Origin of the sequence: Citrobacter sp. 506, from assembly GCF_050434985.1 — a bacterium.
GTDB classification, from domain to species: domain Bacteria; phylum Pseudomonadota; class Gammaproteobacteria; order Enterobacterales; family Enterobacteriaceae; genus Citrobacter; species Citrobacter braakii.
The window spans coordinates 424,810-448,237 of record NZ_JBNDJN010000002.1 but is presented as its reverse complement, the minus strand read 5'-3'; the positions used below and the strand labels follow the sequence as shown (position 1 = coordinate 448,237).

At 53.4% G+C, this 23,428-nt stretch carries 23 protein-coding genes; 15 read left to right on the top strand and 8 right to left on the bottom strand.

From position 1 onward, the window contains the following. The first annotated feature begins 33 nt into the window (after positions 1 to 33). The 4 genes from ABIE10_RS12175 to ABIE10_RS12160 all read left to right on the top strand — a co-directional run bounded on the left by ABIE10_RS12175 (position 34) and on the right by ABIE10_RS12160 (position 4,456). Positions 34 to 1,464, top strand: a complete 1,431-nt coding sequence (locus ABIE10_RS12175; RefSeq protein WP_429155814.1) for a 6-phospho-beta-glucosidase — start codon at positions 34 to 36, stop codon at positions 1,462 to 1,464. Between the two features lie 183 nt (positions 1,465 to 1,647). Next, on the top strand, positions 1,648 to 2,274 hold the full coding sequence (upp, locus tag ABIE10_RS12170) for a uracil phosphoribosyltransferase (protein ID WP_003835110.1): 627 nt from the start codon (positions 1,648 to 1,650) through the stop codon (positions 2,272 to 2,274). A gap of 95 nt (positions 2,275 to 2,369) precedes the next feature. After that, entirely contained in the window at positions 2,370 to 3,659 is a 1,290-nt protein-coding gene (uraA, locus tag ABIE10_RS12165) for a uracil permease (protein ID WP_016157119.1), read from the top strand. Between the two features lie 95 nt (positions 3,660 to 3,754). Then, complete coding sequence (locus tag ABIE10_RS12160; protein WP_200049399.1) at positions 3,755 to 4,456, top strand: DnaA inactivator Hda; 702 nt, start codon at positions 3,755 to 3,757, stop codon at positions 4,454 to 4,456. Between the two features lie 35 nt (positions 4,457 to 4,491). Here ABIE10_RS12160 and arsC read toward each other — a convergent pair whose 3' ends face one another. Then, positions 4,492 to 4,851 (bottom strand): arsenate reductase (glutaredoxin), encoded by a 360-nt coding sequence (arsC, locus tag ABIE10_RS12155; protein WP_046275209.1) that lies wholly within the window; start codon positions 4,849 to 4,851, stop codon positions 4,492 to 4,494. Between the two features lie 87 nt (positions 4,852 to 4,938). Next, positions 4,939 to 6,402: a beta-barrel assembly-enhancing protease gene (gene bepA, locus ABIE10_RS12150; RefSeq protein ID WP_016157117.1), complete on the bottom strand. Its 1,464-nt coding sequence runs from the start codon at positions 6,400 to 6,402 to the stop codon at positions 4,939 to 4,941. A gap of 226 nt (positions 6,403 to 6,628) precedes the next feature. On the opposite strand from bepA, the gene ABIE10_RS12145 reads away from it, so the two are divergent. From ABIE10_RS12145 to iadA, 4 genes are all read left to right on the top strand, one after another. Then, entirely contained in the window at positions 6,629 to 7,693 is a 1,065-nt protein-coding gene (locus tag ABIE10_RS12145) for an AI-2E family transporter (RefSeq protein ID WP_016153975.1), read from the top strand. Between the two features lie 166 nt (positions 7,694 to 7,859). Further along, the gene (locus ABIE10_RS12140; protein WP_429155810.1) at positions 7,860 to 8,519 is read left to right on the top strand and encodes a nucleoside recognition domain-containing protein; all 660 of its coding nucleotides are present in this window, start codon (positions 7,860 to 7,862) and stop codon (positions 8,517 to 8,519) included. Between the two features lies 1 nt (position 8,520). Further along, a complete protein-coding gene (locus ABIE10_RS12135) occupies positions 8,521 to 8,982 on the top strand; it encodes a YjiG family protein (RefSeq protein WP_003037948.1) in 462 nt (153 codons plus the stop codon). An 11-nt stretch (positions 8,983 to 8,993) separates the two neighbouring features. Beyond that, a complete protein-coding gene (iadA, locus tag ABIE10_RS12130; protein ID WP_200080342.1) occupies positions 8,994 to 10,157 on the top strand; it encodes a beta-aspartyl-peptidase in 1,164 nt (387 codons plus the stop codon). Between the two features lie 115 nt (positions 10,158 to 10,272). On the opposite strand, the gene bcp is transcribed toward iadA, so the two are convergent. Both bcp and ABIE10_RS12120 read right to left on the bottom strand, forming a co-directional pair. Next, positions 10,273 to 10,743, bottom strand: a complete 471-nt coding sequence (bcp, locus tag ABIE10_RS12125) for a thioredoxin-dependent thiol peroxidase (RefSeq protein WP_003835095.1) — start codon at positions 10,741 to 10,743, stop codon at positions 10,273 to 10,275. Further along, positions 10,743 to 11,315, bottom strand: a complete 573-nt coding sequence (locus ABIE10_RS12120) for a glycine cleavage system transcriptional repressor (protein ID WP_019077363.1) — start codon at positions 11,313 to 11,315, stop codon at positions 10,743 to 10,745. Before ABIE10_RS12120 ends, bcp begins: the two co-directional genes overlap by 1 nt. 145 nt (positions 11,316 to 11,460) lie before the next feature. Between ABIE10_RS12120 and dapA the strand changes: the two genes are divergently transcribed. The 6 genes from dapA to ypfH all read left to right on the top strand — a co-directional run bounded on the left by dapA (position 11,461) and on the right by ypfH (position 18,013). Continuing rightward, positions 11,461 to 12,339, top strand: coding sequence for a 4-hydroxy-tetrahydrodipicolinate synthase (gene dapA, locus ABIE10_RS12115; protein ID WP_016153972.1), 879 nt, complete (start codon positions 11,461 to 11,463; stop codon positions 12,337 to 12,339). A gap of 16 nt (positions 12,340 to 12,355) precedes the next feature. Beyond that, positions 12,356 to 13,390, top strand: coding sequence for an outer membrane protein assembly factor BamC (bamC, locus tag ABIE10_RS12110; protein ID WP_016153971.1), 1,035 nt, complete (start codon positions 12,356 to 12,358; stop codon positions 13,388 to 13,390). Between the two features lie 111 nt (positions 13,391 to 13,501). Further along, the gene (gene purC / locus ABIE10_RS12105) at positions 13,502 to 14,215 is read left to right on the top strand and encodes a phosphoribosylaminoimidazolesuccinocarboxamide synthase (RefSeq protein ID WP_003835086.1); all 714 of its coding nucleotides are present in this window, start codon (positions 13,502 to 13,504) and stop codon (positions 14,213 to 14,215) included. 128 nt (positions 14,216 to 14,343) lie between these two features. Next, entirely contained in the window at positions 14,344 to 15,210 is an 867-nt protein-coding gene (gene ypfJ / locus ABIE10_RS12100) for a KPN_02809 family neutral zinc metallopeptidase (protein WP_016153970.1), read from the top strand. 15 nt (positions 15,211 to 15,225) lie between these two features. Continuing rightward, on the top strand, positions 15,226 to 17,241 hold the full coding sequence (locus ABIE10_RS12095; protein ID WP_429155806.1) for a tRNA(Met) cytidine acetyltransferase TmcA: 2,016 nt from the start codon (positions 15,226 to 15,228) through the stop codon (positions 17,239 to 17,241). Between the two features lie 73 nt (positions 17,242 to 17,314). Then, positions 17,315 to 18,013 (top strand): esterase, encoded by a 699-nt coding sequence (ypfH, locus tag ABIE10_RS12090; RefSeq protein WP_016157110.1) that lies wholly within the window; start codon positions 17,315 to 17,317, stop codon positions 18,011 to 18,013. A gap of 48 nt (positions 18,014 to 18,061) precedes the next feature. Here ypfH and ABIE10_RS12085 read toward each other — a convergent pair whose 3' ends face one another. From ABIE10_RS12085 to ABIE10_RS12075, 3 genes are read right to left on the bottom strand one after another with little or no spacing between them, the layout of a single operon-like run. Next, positions 18,062 to 18,262, bottom strand: a complete 201-nt coding sequence (locus ABIE10_RS12085) for a YpfN family protein (RefSeq protein WP_003835080.1) — start codon at positions 18,260 to 18,262, stop codon at positions 18,062 to 18,064. 27 nt (positions 18,263 to 18,289) lie between these two features. Then, positions 18,290 to 19,417, bottom strand: a complete 1,128-nt coding sequence (dapE, locus tag ABIE10_RS12080) for a succinyl-diaminopimelate desuccinylase (protein ID WP_259688833.1) — start codon at positions 19,415 to 19,417, stop codon at positions 18,290 to 18,292. 3 nt (positions 19,418 to 19,420) lie between these two features. Beyond that, on the bottom strand, positions 19,421 to 19,777 hold the full coding sequence (locus tag ABIE10_RS12075) for an ArsC family reductase (protein WP_286455495.1): 357 nt from the start codon (positions 19,775 to 19,777) through the stop codon (positions 19,421 to 19,423). Between the two features lie 388 nt (positions 19,778 to 20,165). On the opposite strand from ABIE10_RS12075, the gene ypfM reads away from it, so the two are divergent. Beyond that, positions 20,166 to 20,225, top strand: a complete 60-nt coding sequence (gene ypfM, locus ABIE10_RS12070; protein WP_001386977.1) for a protein YpfM — start codon at positions 20,166 to 20,168, stop codon at positions 20,223 to 20,225. 75 nt (positions 20,226 to 20,300) lie between these two features. Here the strand turns inward: ypfM and acrD are convergent, their stop codons facing one another. Then, entirely contained in the window at positions 20,301 to 23,414 is a 3,114-nt protein-coding gene (gene acrD / locus ABIE10_RS12065) for a multidrug efflux RND transporter permease AcrD (protein WP_429155803.1), read from the bottom strand. Positions 23,415 to 23,428: the final 14 nt, after the last annotated feature.

The following is a 23,428-nucleotide window of genomic DNA, read 5'->3' as shown; positions in this document are numbered from 1 at the left end:
TTTTGCACAGAGTAATCACGAGAGGGGAAGGGTATGTCAGGATTTAAAGCAGATTTCATGTGGGGTGGTGCCGTAGCCGCTCATCAACTGGAAGGTGGCTGGCAGGAAGGTGGAAAAGGAATTAGCGTTGCCGATGTCATGACGGCGGGGGCGCATGGCGTGGCGCGTGAAATCACTGACGGTGTGATTGCCGGTAAAAACTACCCTAACCACGACGCCATCGATTTTTATCACCGCTATAAAGACGACATTAAGCTGTTTGCCGAAATGGGGTTTAAATGTTTTCGCACTTCGATTGCCTGGACGCGTATTTTCCCCTTAGGCGACGAAGTGCAACCCAATGAGGCTGGCCTGCAGTTCTATGATGACCTGTTTGACGAATGCCTGAAATATGGCATTGAACCGGTGATTACGTTGTCGCATTTCGAGATGCCATACCATCTGGTGACGGAATATGGTGGCTGGCGTAACCGTAAGCTTATCGATTTCTTTGTCCGTTTTGCCGCAGTGGTTTTTACCCGTTACCAGCACAAAGTGAAGTACTGGATGACGTTTAATGAAATTAACAACCAGGCAAATTATCACGAAGACTTCGCGCCTTTTACTAACTCTGGCCTGAAATATCAGCCCGGTGAAGACCGCGAGCCGGTTATGTACCAGGCGGCGCACTATGAACTGGTGGCAAGCGCGCTGGCGGTAAAGGCTGCGCGTGAGATTAACCCGGCATTGCAGATAGGGTGCATGATTGCCATGTGTCCTATCTATCCACTGACCTGCGCGCCGGACGATATGATGATGGCGATGAACGCCATGCACCGGCGTTACTGGTTTACCGATGTCCATGTGCGCGGCAAATACCCGCAGCATCTTCTCAACTACTTTGCCCGGCGTGGCTTTGATCTTGATATCACCGAGGAAGACCGTCAGGCGCTGACCGAGGGGTGTGTCGATTACATCGGCTTTAGCTACTATATGTCTTTCGCAACGCAGGCCACGGCAGACAACCCACAGCTGGACTACGACGAGTCGAAAAGTCTGGTTTCCAACCCGTACGTGCAGAAATCGGACTGGGGCTGGCAGATTGATCCCGTTGGTCTGCGCTATTCGCTGAACTGGTTCTGGGATCATTACCAACTGCCGCTGTTTATCGTCGAAAACGGCTTTGGTGCGATTGACGTGCAGCAGGCCGACGGCTCGGTAGATGATTCCTATCGTATTGACTATATAGCCGCACATATCAGCGAAATGAAAAAAGCGGTAGTGGAAGATGGCGTGGACCTGATGGGCTATACCCCGTGGGGCTGTATTGATTTAGTCTCGGCCGGGACGGGGGAGATGAAAAAACGCTACGGCTTTATCTATGTTGATAAAAATAATGACGGAAGCGGAACGTTAGCACGCTCGCCGAAGAAATCTTTTTCATGGTATCAAAACGTTATCCAGACCAATGCTGAATATCTATAAAATTCATAGTATTGACAGCCAGCCCCGCCAATAATGCGGGGCTTGTTTTATACTCATCATCCAGACGCAAACGACTTTGGTTGATCCATATCAAGCGTATCCAGTGTTGCGCCAGAGACGAAAAGCGGTATAATCCGGCGATTTTTTTTGTGGTTGCCACTCGTCTGAGGAAAGGAGAAGAGTATGAAGATCGTGGAAGTCAAACACCCACTCGTCAAACACAAGCTGGGACTGATGCGTGAAAACGACATCAGCACTAAACGCTTTCGTGAACTCGCCTCGGAAGTTGGCAGCCTGCTGACTTATGAAGCAACCGCTGGTCTGGAAACCGAAAAGGTGACCATTGAAGGCTGGAACGGTCCGGTTGAAGTTGACCAAATCAAAGGTAAAAAAATCACCGTTGTGCCAATCCTGCGTGCGGGCCTGGGCATGATGGAAGGCGTACTGGAAAACGTTCCGAGCGCGCGTATCAGCGTGGTTGGTATGTACCGAAACGAAGAAACGCTGGAGCCGGTTCCGTACTTCCAGAAGCTGGTATCTAACATCGATGAGCGTATGGCGCTGATCGTTGACCCGATGCTGGCAACCGGCGGTTCCGTTATCGCCACCATCGACCTGCTGAAAAATGCAGGCTGCACCAGCATTAAAGTGCTGGTCCTGGTTGCGGCACCGGAAGGTATCGCGGCACTGGAAAAAGCGCACCCGGATGTTGAGCTGTACACGGCCTCCATCGATCAGGGGTTGAACGAGCACGGATACATTATTCCGGGGCTCGGCGATGCCGGCGATAAGATTTTTGGTACCAAGTAAACGAATAAGTGAAAAGAAGCCGACTTTAAGAGTCGGCTTTTTTTTGAATATAACAACCCAAGGCTAATAACAAACAACACTCAGAGGAAAACACTATGACGCGCCGTGCTATCGGGGTGAGTGAAAGACCGCCGCTTTTACAGACAATCCCGCTTAGTTTGCAGCACCTGTTCGCCATGTTTGGCGCAACGGTACTGGTGCCAGTCCTGTTCCACATCAACCCGGCTACCGTTCTGCTGTTTAACGGCATTGGTACGTTGCTGTATCTCTTTATCTGTAAAGGTAAAATTCCTGCGTATCTGGGTTCCAGCTTCGCATTTATTTCCCCAGTACTGCTGTTGCTGCCGTTAGGGTATGAAGTGGCGCTGGGTGGTTTCATTATGTGCGGCGTTCTGTTCTGTCTGGTTTCTTTCATCGTTAAGAAAGCAGGAACCGGCTGGCTGGATGTCATGTTCCCTCCTGCGGCGATGGGCGCAATCGTTGCCGTCATCGGTCTGGAGCTGGCTGGCGTCGCTGCGGGCATGGCGGGGTTACTGCCAGCAGAGGGACAATTACCGGATTCAAAAACCATCATCATCTCAATGGTGACGCTGGCGGTTACGGTATTTGGCTCTGTACTGTTCCGCGGTTTTATGGCGATTATCCCGATTCTGATTGGGGTGCTGGCCGGCTACGCGCTCTCCTTCGTGATGGGGGTCGTGGACACCACGCCGATTGCGCAGGCCCATTGGTTTGCTTTGCCAACGTTCTACACGCCGCGCTTTGAATGGGTTGCCATTCTGACCATCCTGCCGGCGGCGCTGGTGGTCATCGCTGAACACGTTGGACACCTGGTGGTAACGGCGAATATCGTGAAAAAAGATTTGATTCGCGATCCTGGCCTGCATCGTTCTATGTTTGCCAACGGCCTGTCTACGGTTATCTCTGGTTTCTTCGGCTCTACGCCGAACACCACGTACGGCGAAAACATTGGCGTAATGGCGATTACCCGTGTTTACAGTACCTGGGTTATCGGCGGCGCGGCAATTTTTGCCATTCTGCTCTCCTGTGTGGGCAAACTGGCTGCGGCGATCCAAATCATTCCACTGCCGGTCATGGGTGGCGTATCGCTGCTGCTGTACGGCGTGATTGGTGCTTCTGGTATTCGCGTACTGATCGAGTCAAAAGTTGACTACAACAAAGCGCAAAACCTGATCCTGACCTCGGTTATTTTGATCATCGGCGTGAGTGGTGCGAAAGTTCACATTGGCGCCGCTGAGCTGAAAGGCATGGCGCTGGCGACCATTGTTGGCGTTTGTCTGAGCCTGATTTTCAAAGTTATCAGCCTGCTGCGTCCGGAAGAAGTCGTGCTTGACGCGGAAGATGCCGACAGTCCGCAACAGTAAATCTCTTACCGGGTGGCGATGCTGCCCGGTTCTATCACGACGTATTTCTGTGTTAAACTCAACGCGATTTTATGAAATCCTGGGTTGAGGTATCTCTGAACACACCGGCACAGCTCTCTTTGCCACTTTATCTTCCTGACGACGAAACTTTCGCAAGTTTCTGGCCGGGGGATAACTCCTCTTTACTGGCTGCACTGCAAAACGTGCTGCGTCAGGACCATAGCGGGTATATTTATCTCTGGTCGCGTGAAGGCGCTGGCCGTAGTCATTTGCTGCATGCAGCTTGTGCGGAACTGTCCGCGCGCGGCGATGCGGTAGGCTATGTGCCGCTCGACAAGCGTACCTGGTTCGTCCCCGAGGTGCTCGACGGTATGGAGCATTTATCGCTGGTATGCATCGATAACATCGAATGTGTGGCCGGGGATTCGCTGTGGGAAATGGCGATCTTTGATCTCTACAACCGCATCCTGGAGTCGGGGAAAACGCGTCTGCTGATCACAGGCGATCGCCCGCCAAGACAGTTGAATCTGGGGTTGCCGGATCTCGCCTCGCGCCTGGACTGGGGACAAATCTACAAGCTGCAGCCGCTTTCCGATGAAGATAAGCTGCAGGCGTTGCAATTACGCGCCAGACTTCGTGGGTTTGAACTGCCGGAAGATGTGGGACGCTTCCTGCTCAAGCGTCTGGATCGAGAAATGCGTACGCTGTTTATGACGTTGGATCAGCTTGATCATGCATCGATCACCGCCCAGCGTAAGCTGACCATTCCATTCGTAAAAGAGATACTGAAGCTGTAAGCGCCGCAGCCGAAGAGACTGCGGCAGGTTTCAGGTTAACCGATGATTTCCAGTACCTGCTCCGGCGGGCGTCCAATTCTCGCCTGGCCTTTGGCAACCACAATCGGGCGCTCCATCAATTTCGGGTTTTCCACCATTGCCTGAATCAGCGCATCTTCACTCAGATTTACGTCCGCCAGATTAAGTGACTTATAGAGATCTTCTTTCTGGCGCATCAGCTCGCGCGCGCTGGACATGCCCAGCATCTGCAGCAATTCACGCAGGGTTGTGGCGTCAGCCGGGGTTTCCAGATACAACACCACTTCCGGGTCCACACCGTTAGACTTCAGTAACTCCAGCGTTTCACGGCTCTTGGAGCAGCGTGGGTTATGGTAGATTTTAATCGCGTCTGACATGACTTCTCCTTGCATAACAATCCTGCCGGATGGCGACCAAAAGACCTTATCTGGCCTACATATCGCCATCCGGCAAGGGTTCGATAATTACATTTTCGTATACGGTTTAAAGCGCTCTTGCAGTTGGCGTAGCTGGTCGATACGGGCATCGTATCTGGCCTGCTGCTGGCTACCCAGCTTGACCTGTGAGCTTGCGCTGCTGAGCATCGAAATCGCCTGATCCAGACGTCCTGCGAGGGCATACCCTTCCGCGCGGGCCGCCAGTTCCTGATCGCGGTTGTTCAGGTTGGCTTCCGTTTGCGCTAACAGATCCCAGCCGTTAGGGTCGTCCTTATGGTTAAACGTATAGCGATTCAGGATGGTCGCCGCCTCTTTGGCTTGCCCGGCCTGTAAATACGCATTTGCCAGGTTGAGCTGCAGTACCGGGTTGGTGCGCAGGTCGCGGGCGTTTTTCAACCGATTAATGGCATCGCTGGTTTTCTTCTGGCCGAGATCGATATCCGTTGCCAGGTCGAGATACCAGGCATTGTTAGCATCTGCCGCCAGCAGCGGTTGCAGTGCTTTACGTGCCTCGTCATATTTACTGGCCTCCATTGCCTGCAATGCCCGGCCATACTGCGCCGCACGTTGCTCACGTATGTTGCCTTTCGACCAGTTACTCAGCAGGTCATCGGTCAGCTGGTTGCGACCAGAGTTGTACATGCCTAAGGTGCGTGCTTTGGCCAGATAAAAATCTTCTGAAGACTGGACGACAGCCGGACGCATTTGGTTGGCGCGGTTACGGGCATCCGACAGACGGCTTTCTGGCAGGGGGTGAGTCAGCAAAATTTCTGGTGGACGCGAAGAGTAACGGGCCTGATCGAGCAATTTTTCCAGAAACGTCGGCATGGCCTGGGGATCGAATCCCGAGCGTTGCAGTACCTGAATACCGATGCGGTCTGCTTCCTGTTCGTTTTGCTGCGTAAAGCTAATCATCCCCTGGCGTGTACCCGCCAGCGTCCCGGTCAGCGCCGCCATACCTGCTTGCGGACTGGCCATCGCCAATAAAATTGACCCTAACGCACCCACCCACGTTAGCGGCGCGCTGCGTTTCTGGTCTTCCATTGCGCGCGCCAGGTGACGCTGCGTAACGTGGGAAATTTCGTGCGCCATAACCGATGCCAGTTGGCTTTCGTTATCGGAATAGCGGAACAGTGCGGAGTGCAAAACAACGTTGCCGCCAAAGAAAGCAAAGGCGTTGATTTCATCGTTGTTAATCAAAAAGAAGGTGAAGGGCGTTTTTACCGAGTCGGCGTGCGAGACCAGACGCATCCCCAGCGCATTAATGTATTGCGTCAGCAACGGATCGTTAATTAATGGCGCACTGCCGCGCAGCTGGCGTACATAATAATCGCCCATCTGCATTTCCTGTCCTATGGAAAGCGTACTCCCTGCCGAGGTTCCCATATCAGGCAGGGTGTCCGCGGTTTCTGCAAATGCGGGCGCAACCTGACCGATGGTCAGTGCAGCAATGAGGGTAGCAACCAGGTTTTTTTTCAACTGCCTGAACATAACCTCTGTCCTGTATTCTTTTTTGAGATAGCCATTTGACCAATGCCGTGAAGTTTCGTTCACACTCCGCAAGCTTAGGGAGTGTAACTGCGAAACCTGACGATGAACACCCAGGAAAAATGACTTTTCACTTTGCGTAATCCGCTATAAAAAGCGAAGTCTTTTTTGTGACATTTCGATACAATTCGGGATCGCAATCCCGCTATTGGATTCATGGAAGGGTTTTATGCTCGAAATGTTGATGCAATGGTATCGCCGCCGCTTTAGCGACCCCGAAGCCATCGCCTTGCTGATTATTCTGGTTGCCGGTTTTGGCATCCTGTTCTTTTTTAGCGGTCTTTTGGCGCCGCTGCTGGTCGCCATTGTGCTGGCGTACCTGCTCGAATGGCCGACAGTACGGCTGGAACATATTGGTTGTTCACGGCGTTGGGCGACATCGATTGTGTTGGTGGTGTTTGTCGGTATTTTGCTGCTGATGGCGTTTGTGGTAATGCCCGTTGCATGGCAACAGGGGATCTACCTGATCCGCGATATGCCCGGCATGCTCAATAAATTGTCTGATTTTGCCGCCACCTTACCGCGGCGTTATCCGGCGCTGATGGATGCGGGCATTATTGATGCGATGGCGGAGAATATGCGCTCGCGAATGCTCACCATGGGCGATTCAGTGGTGAAATATTCGCTGGCTTCACTGGTCGGATTGCTGACGCTGGCGGTGTATCTGATTCTCGTCCCGTTGATGGTGTTCTTCCTGATCAAAGATAAAGGACAAATGCTGAACGCTGTGCGTCGGGTGCTGCCGCGTAATCGCGGACTGGCGGGGCAGGTGTGGAAAGAGATGAACCAGCAAATCACCAACTATATCCGCGGCAAGGTGCTGGAAATGGTGGTGGTCGGCGTGGCGACCTGGCTCGGCTTCCTGCTGTTTGGCCTCAACTATTCGCTGCTGCTTGCGGTGCTGGTAGGCTTCTCCGTGCTGATCCCGTATATCGGCGCTTTCGTGGTCACTATTCCGGTGGTCGGTGTGGCATTGTTCCAGTTCGGGCTTGGCACCGAGTTCTGGAGCTGTTTTGCCGTATACCTGATAATCCAGGCGCTGGACGGTAATTTGCTGGTGCCGGTGCTGTTCTCCGAGGCGGTAAATCTGCATCCGCTGGTGATTATTCTCTCAGTGGTGATATTCGGCGGCCTGTGGGGATTCTGGGGCGTATTCTTTGCGATTCCTCTGGCGACGTTAATCAAAGCGGTAATGCATGCCTGGCCGGATGGTCAGGTCGTTGATGAACCCTAATCTGTTTGCTCCGGCGATGCAATGTCGCCGGAGCCGAACTTGTCTGACCTCTATCCACACATTCTGAATAATCTCCTCTGGTGTCGTTTTTCTCTGCGTTTGTCTTTAACTTGACCCGCGTGATGTCTTTAAGTCACGCAAGGAATAAGGCCAACAGGAGAACAAAATGGGTCACAACACACACACGCAGCAGAAGGTGGGATGGGGCGGTTATCTCGCTTTTTTTATTACGATTATTCTTTTTTCCGGCATGTTTGCGAAAAGTACCGAATGGTGGCGAGTCTTTGATTTCACCGTTCTCAACGGTGCGTTTGGGCAGATTAATGCGGCGGGGGACACGGCGGTCTCTTTTCGCGGCACGGGCGGTATGGGCGCAAAAGACGGCTTCTTATTCGCGCTTGAGCTGGCGCCTTCCGTCATTCTTTCACTCGGGATAATTTCCGTCACCGAAGGGCTGGGAGGGTTGCGTGCGGCACAGCAACTGATGACGCCAGTCCTGCGCCCGTTACTCGGTATTCCGGGTATTTGCTCGCTGGCGCTGATTGCGAATTTGCAAAATACCGATGCTGCGGCAGGGATGACTAAAGAAATGGCGAAAGAGGGCATTATCACTGAACAGGAACGTGCCATTTTTGCCTGCTGGCAAACCAGCGGCAGTGCGTGTATTACCAACTATTTTTCCTCGGGTGCTGCGCTGTTTACGATGGTTACCGTTCCGGTGATTACGCCGCTGGCGGTGATCCTTGTCTTCAAATTTGTGGGTGCGAACCTGCTGCGTTTGTGGATTGCGCAGCTGGAAAATCGCCGTACGCAGCAGGAGGCGTGAGATGACAACGCAAGTACGTAAAAACGTCATGGATATGTTTATCGATGGCGCACGGCGCGGATTCACTATTGCAACAACCAGCCTGTTGCCTAACGTGGTAATGGCGTTTGTGATTATTCAGGCGCTGAAGGTGACGGGACTGCTCGAGATTGTCGGGCGGGTATGTGAGCCGGTAATGGCGCTGTGGGGACTGCCGGGGGAATCTGCTACCGTACTGCTGGCGGCGGTGATGAGTATGGGAGGCGGCGTCGGTGTTTGCGCCAGCCTGGTTGTCGCCGGTACGCTTTCGGGACATGATGCTACGGTGCTGTTACCGGCTATCTACCTGATGGGCAATCCGGTGCAAAATGTGGGACGCTGTCTGGGTACCGCGGGAGTCCATCCCCGTTATTACCCGCTTATTATTGCGGTATGCGTAATTAATGCGCTGCTCTCTATTTGGGTTATGCAGGTTATTGCCTGACAAGGAAGGTTATGAACTGTTCCATTCTTAATTTGACGTTGTTCCAGCAGGGACACGTGTACGCGCCGGAAGACTTAGGACGCCAGGATATACTGGTGTCTGACAGCAAAATTGTTGCCATCGCGCCGTCGATTTCCCCTGACGATTTTCCTGGCTGCGAGTGTATCAATCTTGACGGTGCGATTGTGTGCCCAGGATTTATCGATCAACACGTCCATCTGATTGGCGGCGGCGGAGAAGCGGGGCCGCACACCCGCACGCCGGAAGTGCGCTTGTCGCGGCTGGTTGAAGCTGGCGTCACCTCGGTGGTGGGATTGCTGGGGACAGATGGTATTACCCGTCACCCTGAATCGCTGCTGGCGAAAACCCGCGCGCTGGAATTTGAAGGCATCAGCGCATGGATGCTGACCGGGGCGTATTCTCTGCCTTCTCCGACCATCACCGGCAGTATCGATCGCGATGTGGCGCTGATCGATAAAATCATTGGCGTGAAATGTGCTGTTTCGGACCATCGTTCTTCAGCCCCGGACACCTCGGCGCTGGCAAACATGGCGGCGCAGTCGCGCGTTGGCGGATTGTTAGGGCGCAAGCCGGGGATTAGCGTCTTCCATATGGGCGACAGCCCGCGCATGCTGGAGCCGTTGTACCAGATCCTCGACAGTTGCGATGTACCGATTACCAAGCTGCTGCCCACACACGTCAATCGTGCGGAACTGCTGTTTCAGTCGGCGCTGGAGTATGCCCGCAAAGGCGGTTATATCGACATTACCAGCAGCATTGATGAACCCGTCGACCCGGCCACGGCTATCGCCACGGCGCTACGCCAGAACGTGCCGCTGTCGCGTATTACCTTGAGTTCAGACGGCAACGGTAGCCAGCCGGAATTTGATGACTACGGTAATCTTACCGGCATCGGTGTCGCAGGCTTTGAATCACTGGCTGAAACAGTGCGCCAGTTGGTGAAGGTTCATGCCATACCGCTGGAACTGGCGCTGTGTCCGCTGACGCGAACGGTCGCAGAATTTTTGGGACTGGAGCATAAAGGGCGTCTGGCGGTGGGATGCGATGCCGACATTCTGGTGCTCAATGATGCGCTTGAAGTTCATCACCTGTGGGCGAAGGGCAAAGCCGTCGTCAGAGAGAAAAAAGCCTGTGTAAAAGGGACGTTTGAATAAACGACGTTGATGCCGGATGGCGGCGTAAACGCCTTATCCGGCTACGGAGTTATGCGGATGGTGGCCTGATAAGACGCGTGGCGTCACCATCAGGCGCTATCCGGCAAAATGTAAATCAGGCGTTCTCTTTCAGCCAGTTCATTACCACGTCGTGGTGGTTGCTGGTTTTGAAGTCATCAAACACATGCTCAATTTTCCCTTCAGCATCAATCAGGAAGCTGATGCGGTGGATGCCATCATAGGTTTTGCCCATAAATGACTTCTCACCCCAGACGCCGAACTGCTCGCAAACCTGGTGATCTTCGTCGGACAGGAGCGTGAAGTTAAGGACTTCTTTCTCCGCGAATCGGGAAAGCTTCTCTGGTTTATCGGTGCTGATTCCCAGCACTTCAACACCTGCTTTTTTTAACTCATCCATGTTATCGCGCAGGCCGCAGGCCTGAACGGTACAGCCGGGTGTCATGGCTTTCGGGTAAAAATAAACCAGAACACGCTGTCCCTGGAAGTCGGTTAAATTTACTTGTTCTCCGTCTTGATCCGGCAAGCTAAATTTCGGTGCGATATCACCGGCTTTCAGTGGGTTCATTACTTAACTCCATCCTGTTCATCATGCTGTGAGTAATTGACGACGTTAATACTGCCTTGCGCATTGAGTTCTGTACAGAGTGCTTTAAACGCATCTTCAATATTTGCCGAATCATGTGACGCAGGACTATGTGCGGTAATTTGAATAAACAGCTGTGCCGCCTTTTCGTTCTCAGCCGGTTGCGTGCGTGAAACCAGTTCCGCAATATTCATTTGGTGGCTGTCAAACAGGGCGGTAAAGCGTTCAATCAAATGCGGAGAATCAGGAACATCGACCTGCACCCATACCGTAGCGGGCATCGCCGGACGGGGGCGTGCGGTCGTGCGCTTCATCACAATCAGTAAATCCAGCTCTGCACCTTTCAACGGCAAGGTTGATTCAATTAGGGTAATGGCATTCCAGGTGCCCGACAGCAACATGATAAACGTGAACTCGTCACCCAGCATGGCCAGTCGGCTGTCTTCGATATTACAGCCGCAACTGCTGACATGACGTGTGATGGTGTTCACAATTCCCGGGCGGTCAGCACCCAGCGCAGTAATGACCAGATAGTGTTGCGATGACGATGTCAAACCTGTTCTTCCTTTGAGCGGTGAGGTAATCATAAGGAAAGCATAAAAAAAACATGCATACAACAATCAGAACGGCTCTGGTCGCTTGCTTTTATTGTCGTACCAAACGTACCATTGAGACACTTGTTTGCACAGAGGATGGCCCATGTTCACGGGAAGTATTGTCGCGCTTGTTACGCCGATGGATGAGAAAGGTAAAGTCTGCCGGTCGAGCCTGAAAAAACTGATTGATTATCATGTCGCCAGCGGCACCTCGGCGATCGTTTCGGTTGGCACCACCGGTGAGTCTGCCACCCTGAGTCATGATGAGCATGGCGATGTGGTGATGATGACCCTGGAGCTGGCCGACGGGCGTATTCCGGTGATTGCCGGAACCGGCGCTAATGCGACCGCTGAAGCCATTAGTCTGACGCAGCGTTTCAACGACAGTGGTGTTGTCGGCTGCCTGACGGTGACGCCTTACTACAACCGCCCAACCCAGGAAGGTTTGTTCCAGCATTTCAAAGCCATCGCTGAACATACTGACCTGCCGCAAATTCTGTATAATGTACCGTCCCGTACCGGCTGCGATATGTTGCCGGAAACCGTTGGTCGCCTGGCGAAAGTAAAAAATATTATCGCTATTAAAGAGGCCACGGGGAACTTAAGTCGCGTTCACCAGATCAAAGAGCTGGTTTCAGACGACTTTATTCTGCTCAGCGGTGATGACGCGACCGGACTGGATTTTATGCAGCTCGGTGGTCATGGCGTGATTTCCGTGACGTCTAACGTTGCGGCACGCGATATGGCCGAAATGTGCAAACTGGCGGCAGCCGGGAACTTTGCCGAGGCGCGGGTGATTAACCAGCGTCTGATGCCGTTACACAACAAACTATTTGTCGAACCCAATCCTATCCCAGTGAAATGGGCGTGTAAGGAGTTGGGACTTGTGGCGACCGATACGCTACGTCTGCCGATGACGCCAATCACGGATAATGCTCGTGAAATCGTCAAAGCGGCGCTTAAGCATGCCGGTTTGCTGTAAAGTTTAGGGAGATTTGATGGCTTACTCAGTACAAAAGTCGCGCCTGGCCAAGGTTGCGGGTGTTTCGCTTGTTATGTTGCTCGCGGCCTGTAGTTCTGACTCGCGTTATAAGCGCCAGGTGAGCGGTGATGAATCCTATCTGGAGGCCGCACCGCTTGCTGAGCTTCACGCTCCAGCTGGGATGATTCTGCCGGTTATGTCGGGTGACTATAATATCCCGGTCACCAACGGCAGCGGTGCCGTTGGTAAAGCGCTGGACATTCGCCCGCCGGCTCAGCCGTTAGCACTAGTCACCGGTGCTCGCACTCAGATCGCGGGTGATACGTCGACATTACTGGTGGAAAATGGTCGTGGCAACACGCTGTGGCCACAGGTCGTTAGCGTCATTCAGTCTAAAAACTACACGATCACCAAACGTGATGATGCCAGCCAGACGTTGACCACCGACTGGGTTAACTGGAACCGTCTGGATGAAGACGAGCAGTACCGTGGACGTTATCAAATCTCGGTTAAACCGCAGGGCTATCAGCAAGCGGTAACGGTGAAACTGATTAACCTCGAGCAGGCGGGTAAACCCGTAGCTGATCCAGCATCAATGCAGCGTTACAGCGCTGAGATGATGAACGTTATCTCCGCAGGTCTGGATAAGAACGCCACTGATGCCGCGAATGCCGCGCAGAACCGCTCTGCCGCCACCATGGATGTTCAGAGTGCTGCCGATGACACCGGTTTACCGATGCTGGTGGTACGTGGACCGTTCAACGTGGTATGGCAGCGTCTGCCGGCAGCGCTTGAGAAAGTGGGGATGAAAGTGACCGACAGCACCCGTTCTCAGGGCAGCATCGCCGTGACCTACAAACCACTGTCTGATAGCAACTGGCAGGAGCTGGGCGCAAGCGATCCGGGTCTGGTATCCGGCGACTACAAACTGCAGGTCGGTGATTTAGACAACCGCAGTAGCTTGCAGTTTATCGATCCGAAGGGGCATACCCTGACGCAAAGCCAGAACGACGCGCTGGTCGCCGTCTTCCAGGCAGCGTTCAGTAAGTAAAAATAAAGGGCTGGATAACTCCAGCCCTTTTTTTCTGATATGATACGCAAACGTGTGCGTCGGCAGAAAAACGCAATATTTATCGTTAATTCACACCCAGGAGTAATAAAGATGCAAAAGCAAGCTGAGTTGTATCGTGGTAAAGCGAAGACCGTATACAGCACGGAAAACCCGGACCTGTTGGTGCTCGAATTCCGCAATGATACGTCAGCAGGGGATGGCGCGCGCATTGAACAGTTTGATCGTAAAGGCATGGTGAACAACAAGTTCAACCATTTCATTATGACTAAACTGCAAGAAGCGGGCATTCCTACCCAGATGGAGCGACTGCTTTCCGATACTGAATGTCTGGTGAAAAAACTGGAGATGGTACCGGTTGAATGTGTGGTTCGTAACCGCGCAGCAGGTTCCCTGGTTAAGCGTTTAGGCGTTGAGGAAGGTATTGAACTGAATCCGCCGCTGTTTGATCTGTTCCTGAAAAACGATGCTATGCACGATCCAATGATTAACGATTCCTATTGCGAAACTTTTGGTTGGGTGAGCAAAGAGAATCTGGCGCGTATGAAAGAGCTGACCTACAAAGCCAACGACGTGCTGAAAAAGATGTTTGATGATGCCGGTCTGATTCTGGTCGACTTCAAACTTGAATTTGGTTTGTATAAAGGTGAAGTGGTCCTGGGCGATGAGTTCTCACCGGACGGCAGCCGTCTGTGGGACAAAGAAACGCTGGATAAAATGGACAAAGATCGCTTCCGCCAGAGCCTGGGCGGCCTGATCGAAGCCTATGAAGCCGTCGCGCATCGTCTGGGTGTGAAGTTAGACTAATCCTCCCCTGAGCCGGCGATCGCTCTCCGGCTCATCAATCCCGCCGATTTTGATTACTGTTTCTTATGGTAATCCTGTTCCGAACCGCCTACGATCATCATCATAATGAATAAAAAGTTGAGGTGATTATGCGCTGGCAAGGGCGTCGTGAAAGTGACAATGTGGAAGACAGACGAAATAGCTCCGGTGGCGGCCCTTCTATAGGCGGCCCTGGTTTTCGTTTGCCCAGTGGTAAAGGCGGCATCATCCTGCTGATTGTGGTGCTGGTGGCGGGATATTATGGCGTGGATCTCACCGGATTAATGACCGGCCAGCCAGTTTCCCAACAGCAATCATCACACTCCATCAGCCCAAATGATGATGAAGCAGCAAAATTTACCTCGGTGATTCTGGCCACCACGGAAGATACCTGGGGGCAGCAGTTTGAAAAAATGGGCCGGACCTACCAACAGCCGAAGCTGGTAATGTATCGCGGAGCGACGCGTACCGGCTGTGGCGCGGGTCAGTCCGTGATGGGGCCGTTTTACTGCCCGGCGGATGGCACGGTGTATATCGACCTCTCATTTTATGATGACATGAAAAACAAGCTGGGCGCCGATGGTGATTTTGCTCAGGGCTATGTTATCGCCCATGAAGTGGGCCACCACGTGCAGAAACTGCTGGGTATTGAACCGAAAGTTCGCCAGATGCAGCAGAATGCCTCACAGGCTGAGGTGAACCGTCTTTCCGTACGTATGGAACTGCAGGCGGACTGCTTTGCCGGCGTCTGGGGCAACAGTATGCAGCAGCAGGGCGTGCTGGAGTCCGGCGACCTGGCTGAAGCGCTGAACGCCGCTCAGGCTATTGGCGACGATCGCCTGCAGCAGCAGGGACAAGGACGCGTTGTGCCAGACAGCTTTACCCACGGCACTTCTGAGCAGCGGCTTAGCTGGTTCAAACGCGGTTTTGACAGCGGCGATCCGGGACAATGTAATACTTTTGGTAAAGGCATTTAAGCTACTGAGGCAGGGATGTCTGATAATACGGCGCTGAGCGCGTTAACCGAACAGATGGCCCACGAAGGGATCCGTCGTCTGCTGATTATCAGTGGCGAGGGGAACTGGTGTCAGGAGCGGGCATTAGCGCTACGCGACACGTTACCCGGCGACTGGTTATGGGTGGGCGCCCCCGCCCCTGCTGAGCCAAACTGTACGCCACAGGCGCTGCAAACGTTATTAGGCCGCGAGTTTCGTCATGCGGTTTTTGACGCCGGGCAGGGATTTGACGCTGCGGCGTTTGCCGCCTTAAGCGGAACGCTGATCGCCGGGAGCTGGCTGGTTTTGCTGACTCCCCCCTGGCATACCTGGCACACGCATCCGGACGTGGATTCACTGCGCTGGAGCGACTGTGCTGAACCTATCCCAACGCCGCACTTTGTTGAACATGTCAAACGGGTGATTTCCCGTGACGGACAGGCTCTGCACTGGCAGCAGCATCACGCAGTTTCCAGCCCGTGTTTTCCTGTTCGTGCAGTCTGGCACGCGGCAACCGGTGACCCTCAGCCTGAACAGGCGATGATTTTAACCCAGTTGCTGGATATGCCTCCCGGCGTGGCTGCGGTCACAGCTGCACGTGGCCGGGGTAAATCGGCTCTGGCAGGGCAACTGATAGCACGTATCAACGGGACCGCGATTGTCACCGCGCCTGCTAAAGCGGCAACGGATGTGCTGGCGCAATTTGCCGCAGAGGGTTACCGCTTTATGGCCCCGGATGCGCTGTTAAGCAGTTCTGCAACCGCAGACTGGCTGGTTGTGGATGAAGCCGCCGCGATCCCCGCGCCGCTGCTGCACCAACTGGTTGCGCGTTTCCCTCGTACGCTGTTAACCACCACCGTACAGGGCTACGAGGGTACCGGCAGAGGCTTTTTGCTGAAATTCTGCGCCCGCTTTCCCCATCTTCGACGCTATGAGTTGCAACAACCCGTGCGCTGGGCGCAGGGATGTCCGCTGGAGAAAATTGTCAGCGATGCGCTGGTGTTTGACGACGAAACCTTTGCGCATGCCCCCTTAGGGGAGCTTAACTTCTCGGCATTTGATCAACTCTTATGGCAGACAAACCCGGCGCTGCCGTTAGCGGTATATCAGCTACTTTCCGGTGCGCATTATCGCACCTCGCCACTGGATCTGCGGCGAATGATGGACGCGCCGGGTCAGCATTTTCTTCAGGCTTCGGCTGCTGACTCGGTGGCGGGAGCCGTCTGGCTGGTCGACGAGGGGGGATTATCCGCAGAATTAAGCCAGGCCGTCTGGGCCGGATATCGCCGACCAAGAGGAAATCTGGTTGCGCAGTCACTGGCGGCGCACGGCGGAGACCCATTGGCAGCGACGCTCGTCGGGCGGCGGGTCAGTCGAATTGCGGTTCATCCCGCACGTCAAAGAGAAGGTATTGGGCAACAGCTGATTCTGCAGGCCCGGCACTATTGCACGCAGTGCGACTATCTGTCCGTCAGCTTTGGTTATACGACTGAATTATGGCGTTTCTGGCAGCGTTGCGGTTTTGTCCTGGTACGGATGGGCAATCATCGGGAAGCCAGCAGCGGCTGTTATACCGCTATGGCGGTGCTGCCCATCAGCGAAGCGGGAAAATGCCTTGCCTGGCGGGCGCACCAGCGCCTGCGACGGGATGCGGAGATTCTTGCGCAGTGGAACGCAGAGCGCATTCCGCTGGTACCACTGAAAGAGACTACGCTTAATGAGGATGACTGGGGTGAGCTGGCTGGGTTTGCCTTCGCGCATCGACCATTACTGACATCATTAGGTTGTCTGAGTCGTTTGCTTGAGCGCAGCGAGTTGCCTCTTCCGGCATTGCGCGGGCGTATACAGGCTCAACGCAGCGATGCTGAATTGTGCCAACAGTTGAAAATATCGGGTCGCAAAGCGCTGTTGGCAGTTCAGCGCGCCGAGGCGGCGCAGGCCTTAAAACAGCTGGATGCTGAGCGTGAACAACGGCTACATAATCGCATTATGCAATGGCAATTTTTTCACTAACTTCTTCAATTTCCTGGCATGGTCATTGCGGTTAAGCGGCGTAGAATGATTCTCATCAGTTAAGGAGATCGCCATGAAACATGACCATTTTGTTGTTCAAAGTCCCGATAAACCCGCTCAACAGCTCTTGTTGCTGTTTCATGGCGTCGGCGATAACCCGGTTGCCATGGGCGAAATTGGCTCCTGGTTTGCGCCGCTGTTTCCGGATGCGCTAATCGTCAGCATTGGCGGGGCAGAGCCTTATGGTACGACTTCCGGGCGTCAGTGGTTTTCTGTACAGGGGATAACGGAAGAGAACCGCCAGGCGCGTATTGACGCGATTATGCCGGTCTTTATCGAAACCGTTCGCTACTGGCAGAAGCAAAGCGGCGTTTCGCCTCAGGCGACCGCGCTGATTGGTTTTTCTCAGGGCTCGATTATGTCGCTTGAGAGTATTAAAGCTGAGCCAGGGCTGGCGTCGCGGGTCATCGCCTTTAATGGTCGCTATGCCACGTTGCCGGAGGTTGCAACCACCGCGACGACGGTGCATTTGATTCACGGCGGTGAAGACCGGGTGATTGAGTTATCTCATGCCGTTGCCGCACAGGAGGCGTTAATACGTGCCGGTGGGGATGTGACGCTGGATATCGTCGAAAATCTGGGGCACGCCATTGATGAACGCAGTATGCAGTTTGCGCTCGACCACCTGCGTTTTACCGTACCGAAGCACTACTTTGATGAAGCGCTGAGCGGTGGTAAACCTCACGATGATGATGTGATTGAGATGATTTAACCCGCAGGCCGGATGGCGATGTGAAACCGCCATTCGGCCTACGTTGGCTTATTTCTTCGGTTGATCCTTGTTTGGCCAATCGTCGTCGTCATCCCATTTATCGTTAAAATCACGATGCGGGGGAAGCTCCGGCTTATTGGCAAGAAATTTCTTGTGGTCGACGCGCTTGAGATCTTTAATCACGTTCAGCAATACGCCTACCAGAAACACCAACACCAGAATCCACCAGTATTTTGCCAGCCAGTCCATGCTCATTTCCTCTTACAGGAACACTCATCAGGCGACGAGTTGCTCCATGATACGTTGATACATACGGGCAAGCAGTTGCAGGTCGGCGGCATTAACACATTCATTAATTTTATGAATGGTGGCGTTGACCGGCCCAAGTTCTACTACCTGTGCCCCCATGCGGGCAATAAAACGCCCGTCGGACGTCCCGCCTGTAGTCAGTAACTGCGGTTTAATCTCATTATAGTGCTCAATGGCGTTCACCACCGCATCCACCAGTTTACCGCGTGCGGTCAGGAACGGCTGACCGGAAAGCCACCAGTCGACGGTATAACGCAACTGATGTTTCTCCAGCAGTTCCAGCACCCGGGACTTAATCATTTCATCGTTTAATTCGGTGCTGAAACGGAAGTTGAACTGGATAAACAGTTCGCCGGGAATAACATTGTTGCTGCCGGTTCCTGCCTGAATATTGGCAATCTGCATGCTGGTCGCCGGGAAGAATTCGTTGCCCTGATCCCACTCAATCGCCACCAGTTCATTAAGCATTGGCGCCGCGCGGTGTACCGGGTTATCGGCCAGATGCGGGTAGGCTACGTGGCCCTGCACGCCGTGAATGGTCAGATTGCAGGTCAGTGAACCACGACGCCCATTTTTCACCACGTCGCCAACGATTTCCGTGCTGGACGGCTCGCCAACCAGACAATAATCCAGTCGTTCATTGCGCGCCATAAGTGCTTCAACCACTTTTACGGTGCCGTTTTGGGCGCTGGCCTCTTCGTCAGAGGTTATCAAAAACGCCAGACGACCCTGATGGTTCGGATGCTGGGCGACAAAACGTTCTGCGGCCACGACCATTGCCGCCAGTGAGCCTTTCATATCGGCTGCGCCACGCCCGAACAACATGCCATCGCGAATAGTCGGTTCGAACGGTGGATTAATCCAACGATCGACATCGCCGACAGGCACTACGTCAGTGTGACCGGCAAATGCCAGAGTCTCACCTTTGCCGCGCCATGCCCAAAAATTCTGTGTGTCACCAAAATCCATATGCTCAACGGTAAAACCTACCGCGCGCAGGCGTTCAATCATTAACGCCTGGCACCCGGCATCATCCGGGCTCAGGGAAGGACGGCGAATAAGCTGCTGTGTCAGCTCAATAACCGGGCACGACATAGACTATACCTCATTAAAAAACTGCGTATAACTGGATTCACTAAAGCCAAGCAGCATAGGCTTACCCGGCGCGCAGAGCAATGGGCGTTTGATAATTGCAGGCATTTCAATCATCAATGCAGCAGCAGAGGACGCATCGGTGATTTGGTTACGTGTGGCTTCATCCAGTTTGCGCCAGGTGGTTCCACGTGTATTGAGCAGCGCCTCCCAACCTAATTCGCTGATAAAGGCGTGTAATAACGCGTTGTCCAGGCCGTCGACGCGATAATCATGGAAGCGGTAGTCGACCCCATTGTCTTCCAGCCAGCGTCTGGCTTTTTTAATCGTATCGCAATTCTTAATGCCGTAGAGGATGATCATTTGAATCCTTATTGACGTAATTTGAATATTTATTCTCGTGTTCTATAAACATGAATAATACATATGTCATCGAACCGTTATAGAAAAATATAACATTGTTGTTGAATGGTGAATAATGATTCCTGAAAGTTCCAAAATTCATGAGAAACTGAAAATCAGAATTTGCCTGTTTGCATCAGCCTGTTTTTCCATCAGAATTGCCAAAGTCGTAGATGATGTATGAATATTTCAAAATATTGCAGTAAGTCACATAAAATTTATGGGGTTAGCGCATAGTGATTACATATACCCCCGAGCACTGGAGGATGTAATCGCAACCATTGGTTAAATGATCTTCTTTTTATGATGATGATTTCGTAGAATGCCCATAATAATAAGAGAGGTTGTTATGATTGAACGTGAACTGGGGAACTGGAAAGACTTTATCGAAGTGATGCTTCGTAAATAATTTTCTGGAAGAAATTCATATCCTGCAAAGGATAATAAAAGGCGACTCAACGTAAGTCGCCTTTTTTGTATCCGATTATTCTGGGCGGGGCTTCAATGGGAAGCGTCTGCGTACCAGCACAAAGAACAGAGGAACGAAGTAAATCGCCAGGACAGTGGCTGAAATCATCCCGCCCATTACGCCAGTCCCCACCGCATGTTGACCGCCGGAACCTGCACCACTGCTGATGGTCATCGGCAACACCCCAAAGATAAACGCCAGTGACGTCATCAGAATTGGGCGTAAGCGTTGGCGACAGGCATGCAGCGTGGCGTCGAGCAAGTCGTGACCTTTCTCGTTCATCTCATTGGCGAATTCAACAATCAATATTGCGTTCTTCGCCGAAAGCCCGATAACGGTGAGTAACCCGACCTGAAAGTACACGTCGTTTTCCAGACCGCGCATCCAGGTAGCGAGCAGCGCGCCAATGACCCCCAGCGGTACAACCAGCATGACGGAGAAGGGAACCGACCAGCTTTCGTACAACGCCGCCAGACACAGGAACACCACCAGCAAAGAAATGGCGTACAGAGCTGGCGCCTGAGAGCCCGACAGCCGTTCCTGGTAAGACATCGCGGTCCATTCGAGGCCGAATCCGGTCGGCAACTGGTGGACCAGCGATTCCATAATGTCCATCGCCGTACCGGTACTGACGCCTGGGGCGGCTTCGCCAACAATCTCGACGGCGGAGTAGCCGTTATAGCGTTCCAGACGCGGTGAACCCGTTTCCCAGCGCGATGTGGCAAAGGCCGAGAAAGGCACCATGCCGCCGCTATTATTGCGGACGTACCACAGATTGATGTCGTCCGGGAGCATGCGATATTTTGCCGCCGCCTGCACGTAAACCTTCTTCACACGACCCCGGTCCATAAAGTCATTGACGTAGCTGGAGCCCCAGGCCGTTTGCAAGGTGTCGTTGATGTCATCAATGGAAACGCCCAGTGCCTGGGCTTTGCGCTGATCGATATCAATTTGCAACTGCGGGCTGTCGTCCAGACCATTATGACGAACACGGGTCAGAGACGCGTCTTTCCCGGCCAGCTCAATCAGCTTGTCGCGCGCGGCCATTAACGCATCATGGCCCGCACCAGCGTGATCTTGCAGCTCCATATCGAAACCGGCAGAGCTCCCGAGACCGCTAATCGCCGGAGGACTGCTGGCGAAGACGCGGGCTTCTTTAATCTTATTAAAGGCTTTGGTCGCGCGCTCGATGATGGCGAAAGAGGTTCCGGTAGTGGTGTCACGATCATCCCAGTCTTTTAAGCGGACAAACATCCGCGCCACGTTTTGACCGTTCCCGCCAGGGCCAGAACCGACCGTGGAAAAGACCGACGTAATGTTGTCTTTCTCATGGGTGAAGTAATACTTCTCCACTTCCTCAACTACTTTCAATGTTTGCTGCTGGGTCGAGCCGCTGGGCAACTGTATCGAGGTGGTAAACATGCCGCGGTCTTCGAGCGGCAGGAAGGAGGTTGGCAGGCGCAGGAACAGGAAAACCATACCGCCGAGCAGCAGGCCGTAAATCAGTATCCAGCGCAGGCTGCGGTGCAGGATCCTGGCGACGCCTTTTTCGTAGCGTTCGGCGTTGCGGTTAAACATCCGGTTAAACCAGCCAAAGAAACCGGTTTGCCCGTGATGCTCGCCTTTATGTAACGGTTTGAGCAGAGTGGCGCACAGGGCAGGGGTGAGGATCATCGCCACCAGAACTGAAAGAACCATTGCGGAGACGATGGTAATCGAGAACTGGCGGTAGATAGCCCCGGTAGTGCCGCCGAAGAAGGCCATCGGGATAAACACCGCCGACAGCACCATGGCGATACCGACCAGCGCGCCCTGGATTTGCCCCATCGATTTCCGCGTCGCTTCCCGCGGTGTGAGGCCTTCCTCACTCATAATACGCTCGACGTTTTCCACCACCACAATGGCATCATCGACCAGCAGGCCGATCGCCAGCACCATCGCAAACATCGTCAGGGTATTAACGCTGTAGCCAAAAGCGTAGAGCACGGAAAAAGTACCCATCAGGACGACGGGAACGGCGATTGTAGGGATCAGCGTGGCGCGGAAGTTTTGCAGGAACAGGTACATCACAAGGAATACCAGCGCGATCGCTTCCAGCAGCGTTTTCACCACGTCGATAATTGAGGCTTTGACAAAGGAGGTAGTTTCATACGCCACCTTGTATTCCAGCCCGTGCGGAAAATACTGTGAGAGCTCATTTAGACGGTCGATAACCAGCTCCGCCGTTGCCATTTCATTAGCACCGGAGGCCAGTTTTACCCCCAGACCGGAAGCCGGGTGGCCGTTGAAGCGGCTGAGATAGTCATACTTTTCCGCACCCATTTCGACCATCGCCACATCACCCAGTTTAACTTCTGAGCCGTCCTGGTTGACGCGTAGCGTAATCGCGCGGAATTCATCCGGAGTCTGCAGCAGCGACTGGGCGTTGATCGTCGCATTCAGCGCTTGTTTGTCCACCGAAGGCGTGCCGCCAAGTTGCCCGACGGCAATCTGCGCATTCTGTGATTCGATAGCATCGGTCACATCTTTGGCGGTCATCTGGAAGCTGTTAAGTTTGACCGGGTCGAGCCAGATACGCATGGAATATTGTGAACCGTAGGCGTCAATATCGCCCACGCCGTTTATACGACTGAGCGGATCCTGGATATTACTGGCGACGTAGTCGGCGATGTCCTGCTTATCCATTGAGCCATCGGTGGAGACGAAGGCGATGGTCAGAATATTGGTGTCACCGGTCTTGCGCACCGTGACCCCTTGATTCTGTACCGCCTGCGGCAGCTTACGCATTGCCGATTGCAGCTGGTTTTGCACCTGCTGGACGGCTTCATCAGGATCGGTTCCCGCGAGGAAGCTCAGCGTAACCGACGCCTGGCCTGTCCCGCTGCTCTGCGACGACATGTACATCAGATTATCGAGACCAGTCATGTTCTGCTCGATAACCTGGGTGACGGTATTTTCCAGGGTTTGTGCGGACGCGCCAGGGTAGTTCGCGGTTACCCGCACGTTTGGCGGTGCCAGATCGGGATATTGCTCAACGGGCAGCGAAAAAATAGCCAGGGCTCCTGTCAGGCACAACAGGATTGCTAACACCCAGGCAAAAATGGGGCGATCGATGAAAAAATTCGCCATTAAAAGGGGACCTC

Excerpts from the sequence above, each read along its gene's own strand:
- ABIE10_RS12175 (WP_429155814.1), top strand. The coding sequence starts at position 34 with ATGTCAGGATTTAAAGCAGATTTCATGTGGGGTGGTGCCGTAGCCGCT.
- upp (WP_003835110.1), top strand. The coding sequence starts at position 1,648 with ATGAAGATCGTGGAAGTCAAACACCCACTCGTCAAACACAAGCTGGGA.
- uraA (WP_016157119.1), top strand. The coding sequence starts at position 2,370 with ATGACGCGCCGTGCTATCGGGGTGAGTGAAAGACCGCCGCTTTTACAG.
- arsC (WP_046275209.1), bottom strand. The coding sequence starts at position 4,851 with ATGTCAGACGCGATTAAAATCTACCATAACCCACGCTGCTCCAAGAGC.
- bepA (WP_016157117.1), bottom strand. The coding sequence starts at position 6,402 with ATGTTCAGGCAGTTGAAAAAAAACCTGGTTGCTACCCTCATTGCTGCA.
- ABIE10_RS12145 (WP_016153975.1), top strand. The coding sequence starts at position 6,629 with ATGCTCGAAATGTTGATGCAATGGTATCGCCGCCGCTTTAGCGACCCC.
- ABIE10_RS12140 (WP_429155810.1), top strand. The coding sequence starts at position 7,860 with ATGGGTCACAACACACACACGCAGCAGAAGGTGGGATGGGGCGGTTAT.
- ABIE10_RS12135 (WP_003037948.1), top strand. The coding sequence starts at position 8,521 with ATGACAACGCAAGTACGTAAAAACGTCATGGATATGTTTATCGATGGC.
- iadA (WP_200080342.1), top strand. The coding sequence starts at position 8,994 with ATGAACTGTTCCATTCTTAATTTGACGTTGTTCCAGCAGGGACACGTG.
- bcp (WP_003835095.1), bottom strand. The coding sequence starts at position 10,743 with ATGAACCCACTGAAAGCCGGTGATATCGCACCGAAATTTAGCTTGCCG.
- dapA (WP_016153972.1), top strand. The coding sequence starts at position 11,461 with ATGTTCACGGGAAGTATTGTCGCGCTTGTTACGCCGATGGATGAGAAA.
- bamC (WP_016153971.1), top strand. The coding sequence starts at position 12,356 with ATGGCTTACTCAGTACAAAAGTCGCGCCTGGCCAAGGTTGCGGGTGTT.
- purC (WP_003835086.1), top strand. The coding sequence starts at position 13,502 with ATGCAAAAGCAAGCTGAGTTGTATCGTGGTAAAGCGAAGACCGTATAC.
- ypfJ (WP_016153970.1), top strand. The coding sequence starts at position 14,344 with ATGCGCTGGCAAGGGCGTCGTGAAAGTGACAATGTGGAAGACAGACGA.
- ABIE10_RS12095 (WP_429155806.1), top strand. The coding sequence starts at position 15,226 with ATGTCTGATAATACGGCGCTGAGCGCGTTAACCGAACAGATGGCCCAC.
- ypfH (WP_016157110.1), top strand. The coding sequence starts at position 17,315 with ATGAAACATGACCATTTTGTTGTTCAAAGTCCCGATAAACCCGCTCAA.
- ABIE10_RS12085 (WP_003835080.1), bottom strand. The coding sequence starts at position 18,262 with ATGGACTGGCTGGCAAAATACTGGTGGATTCTGGTGTTGGTGTTTCTG.
- dapE (WP_259688833.1), bottom strand. The coding sequence starts at position 19,417 with ATGTCGTGCCCGGTTATTGAGCTGACACAGCAGCTTATTCGCCGTCCT.
- ABIE10_RS12075 (WP_286455495.1), bottom strand. The coding sequence starts at position 19,777 with ATGATCATCCTCTACGGCATTAAGAATTGCGATACGATTAAAAAAGCC.
- acrD (WP_429155803.1), bottom strand. The coding sequence starts at position 23,414 with ATGGCGAATTTTTTCATCGATCGCCCCATTTTTGCCTGGGTGTTAGCA.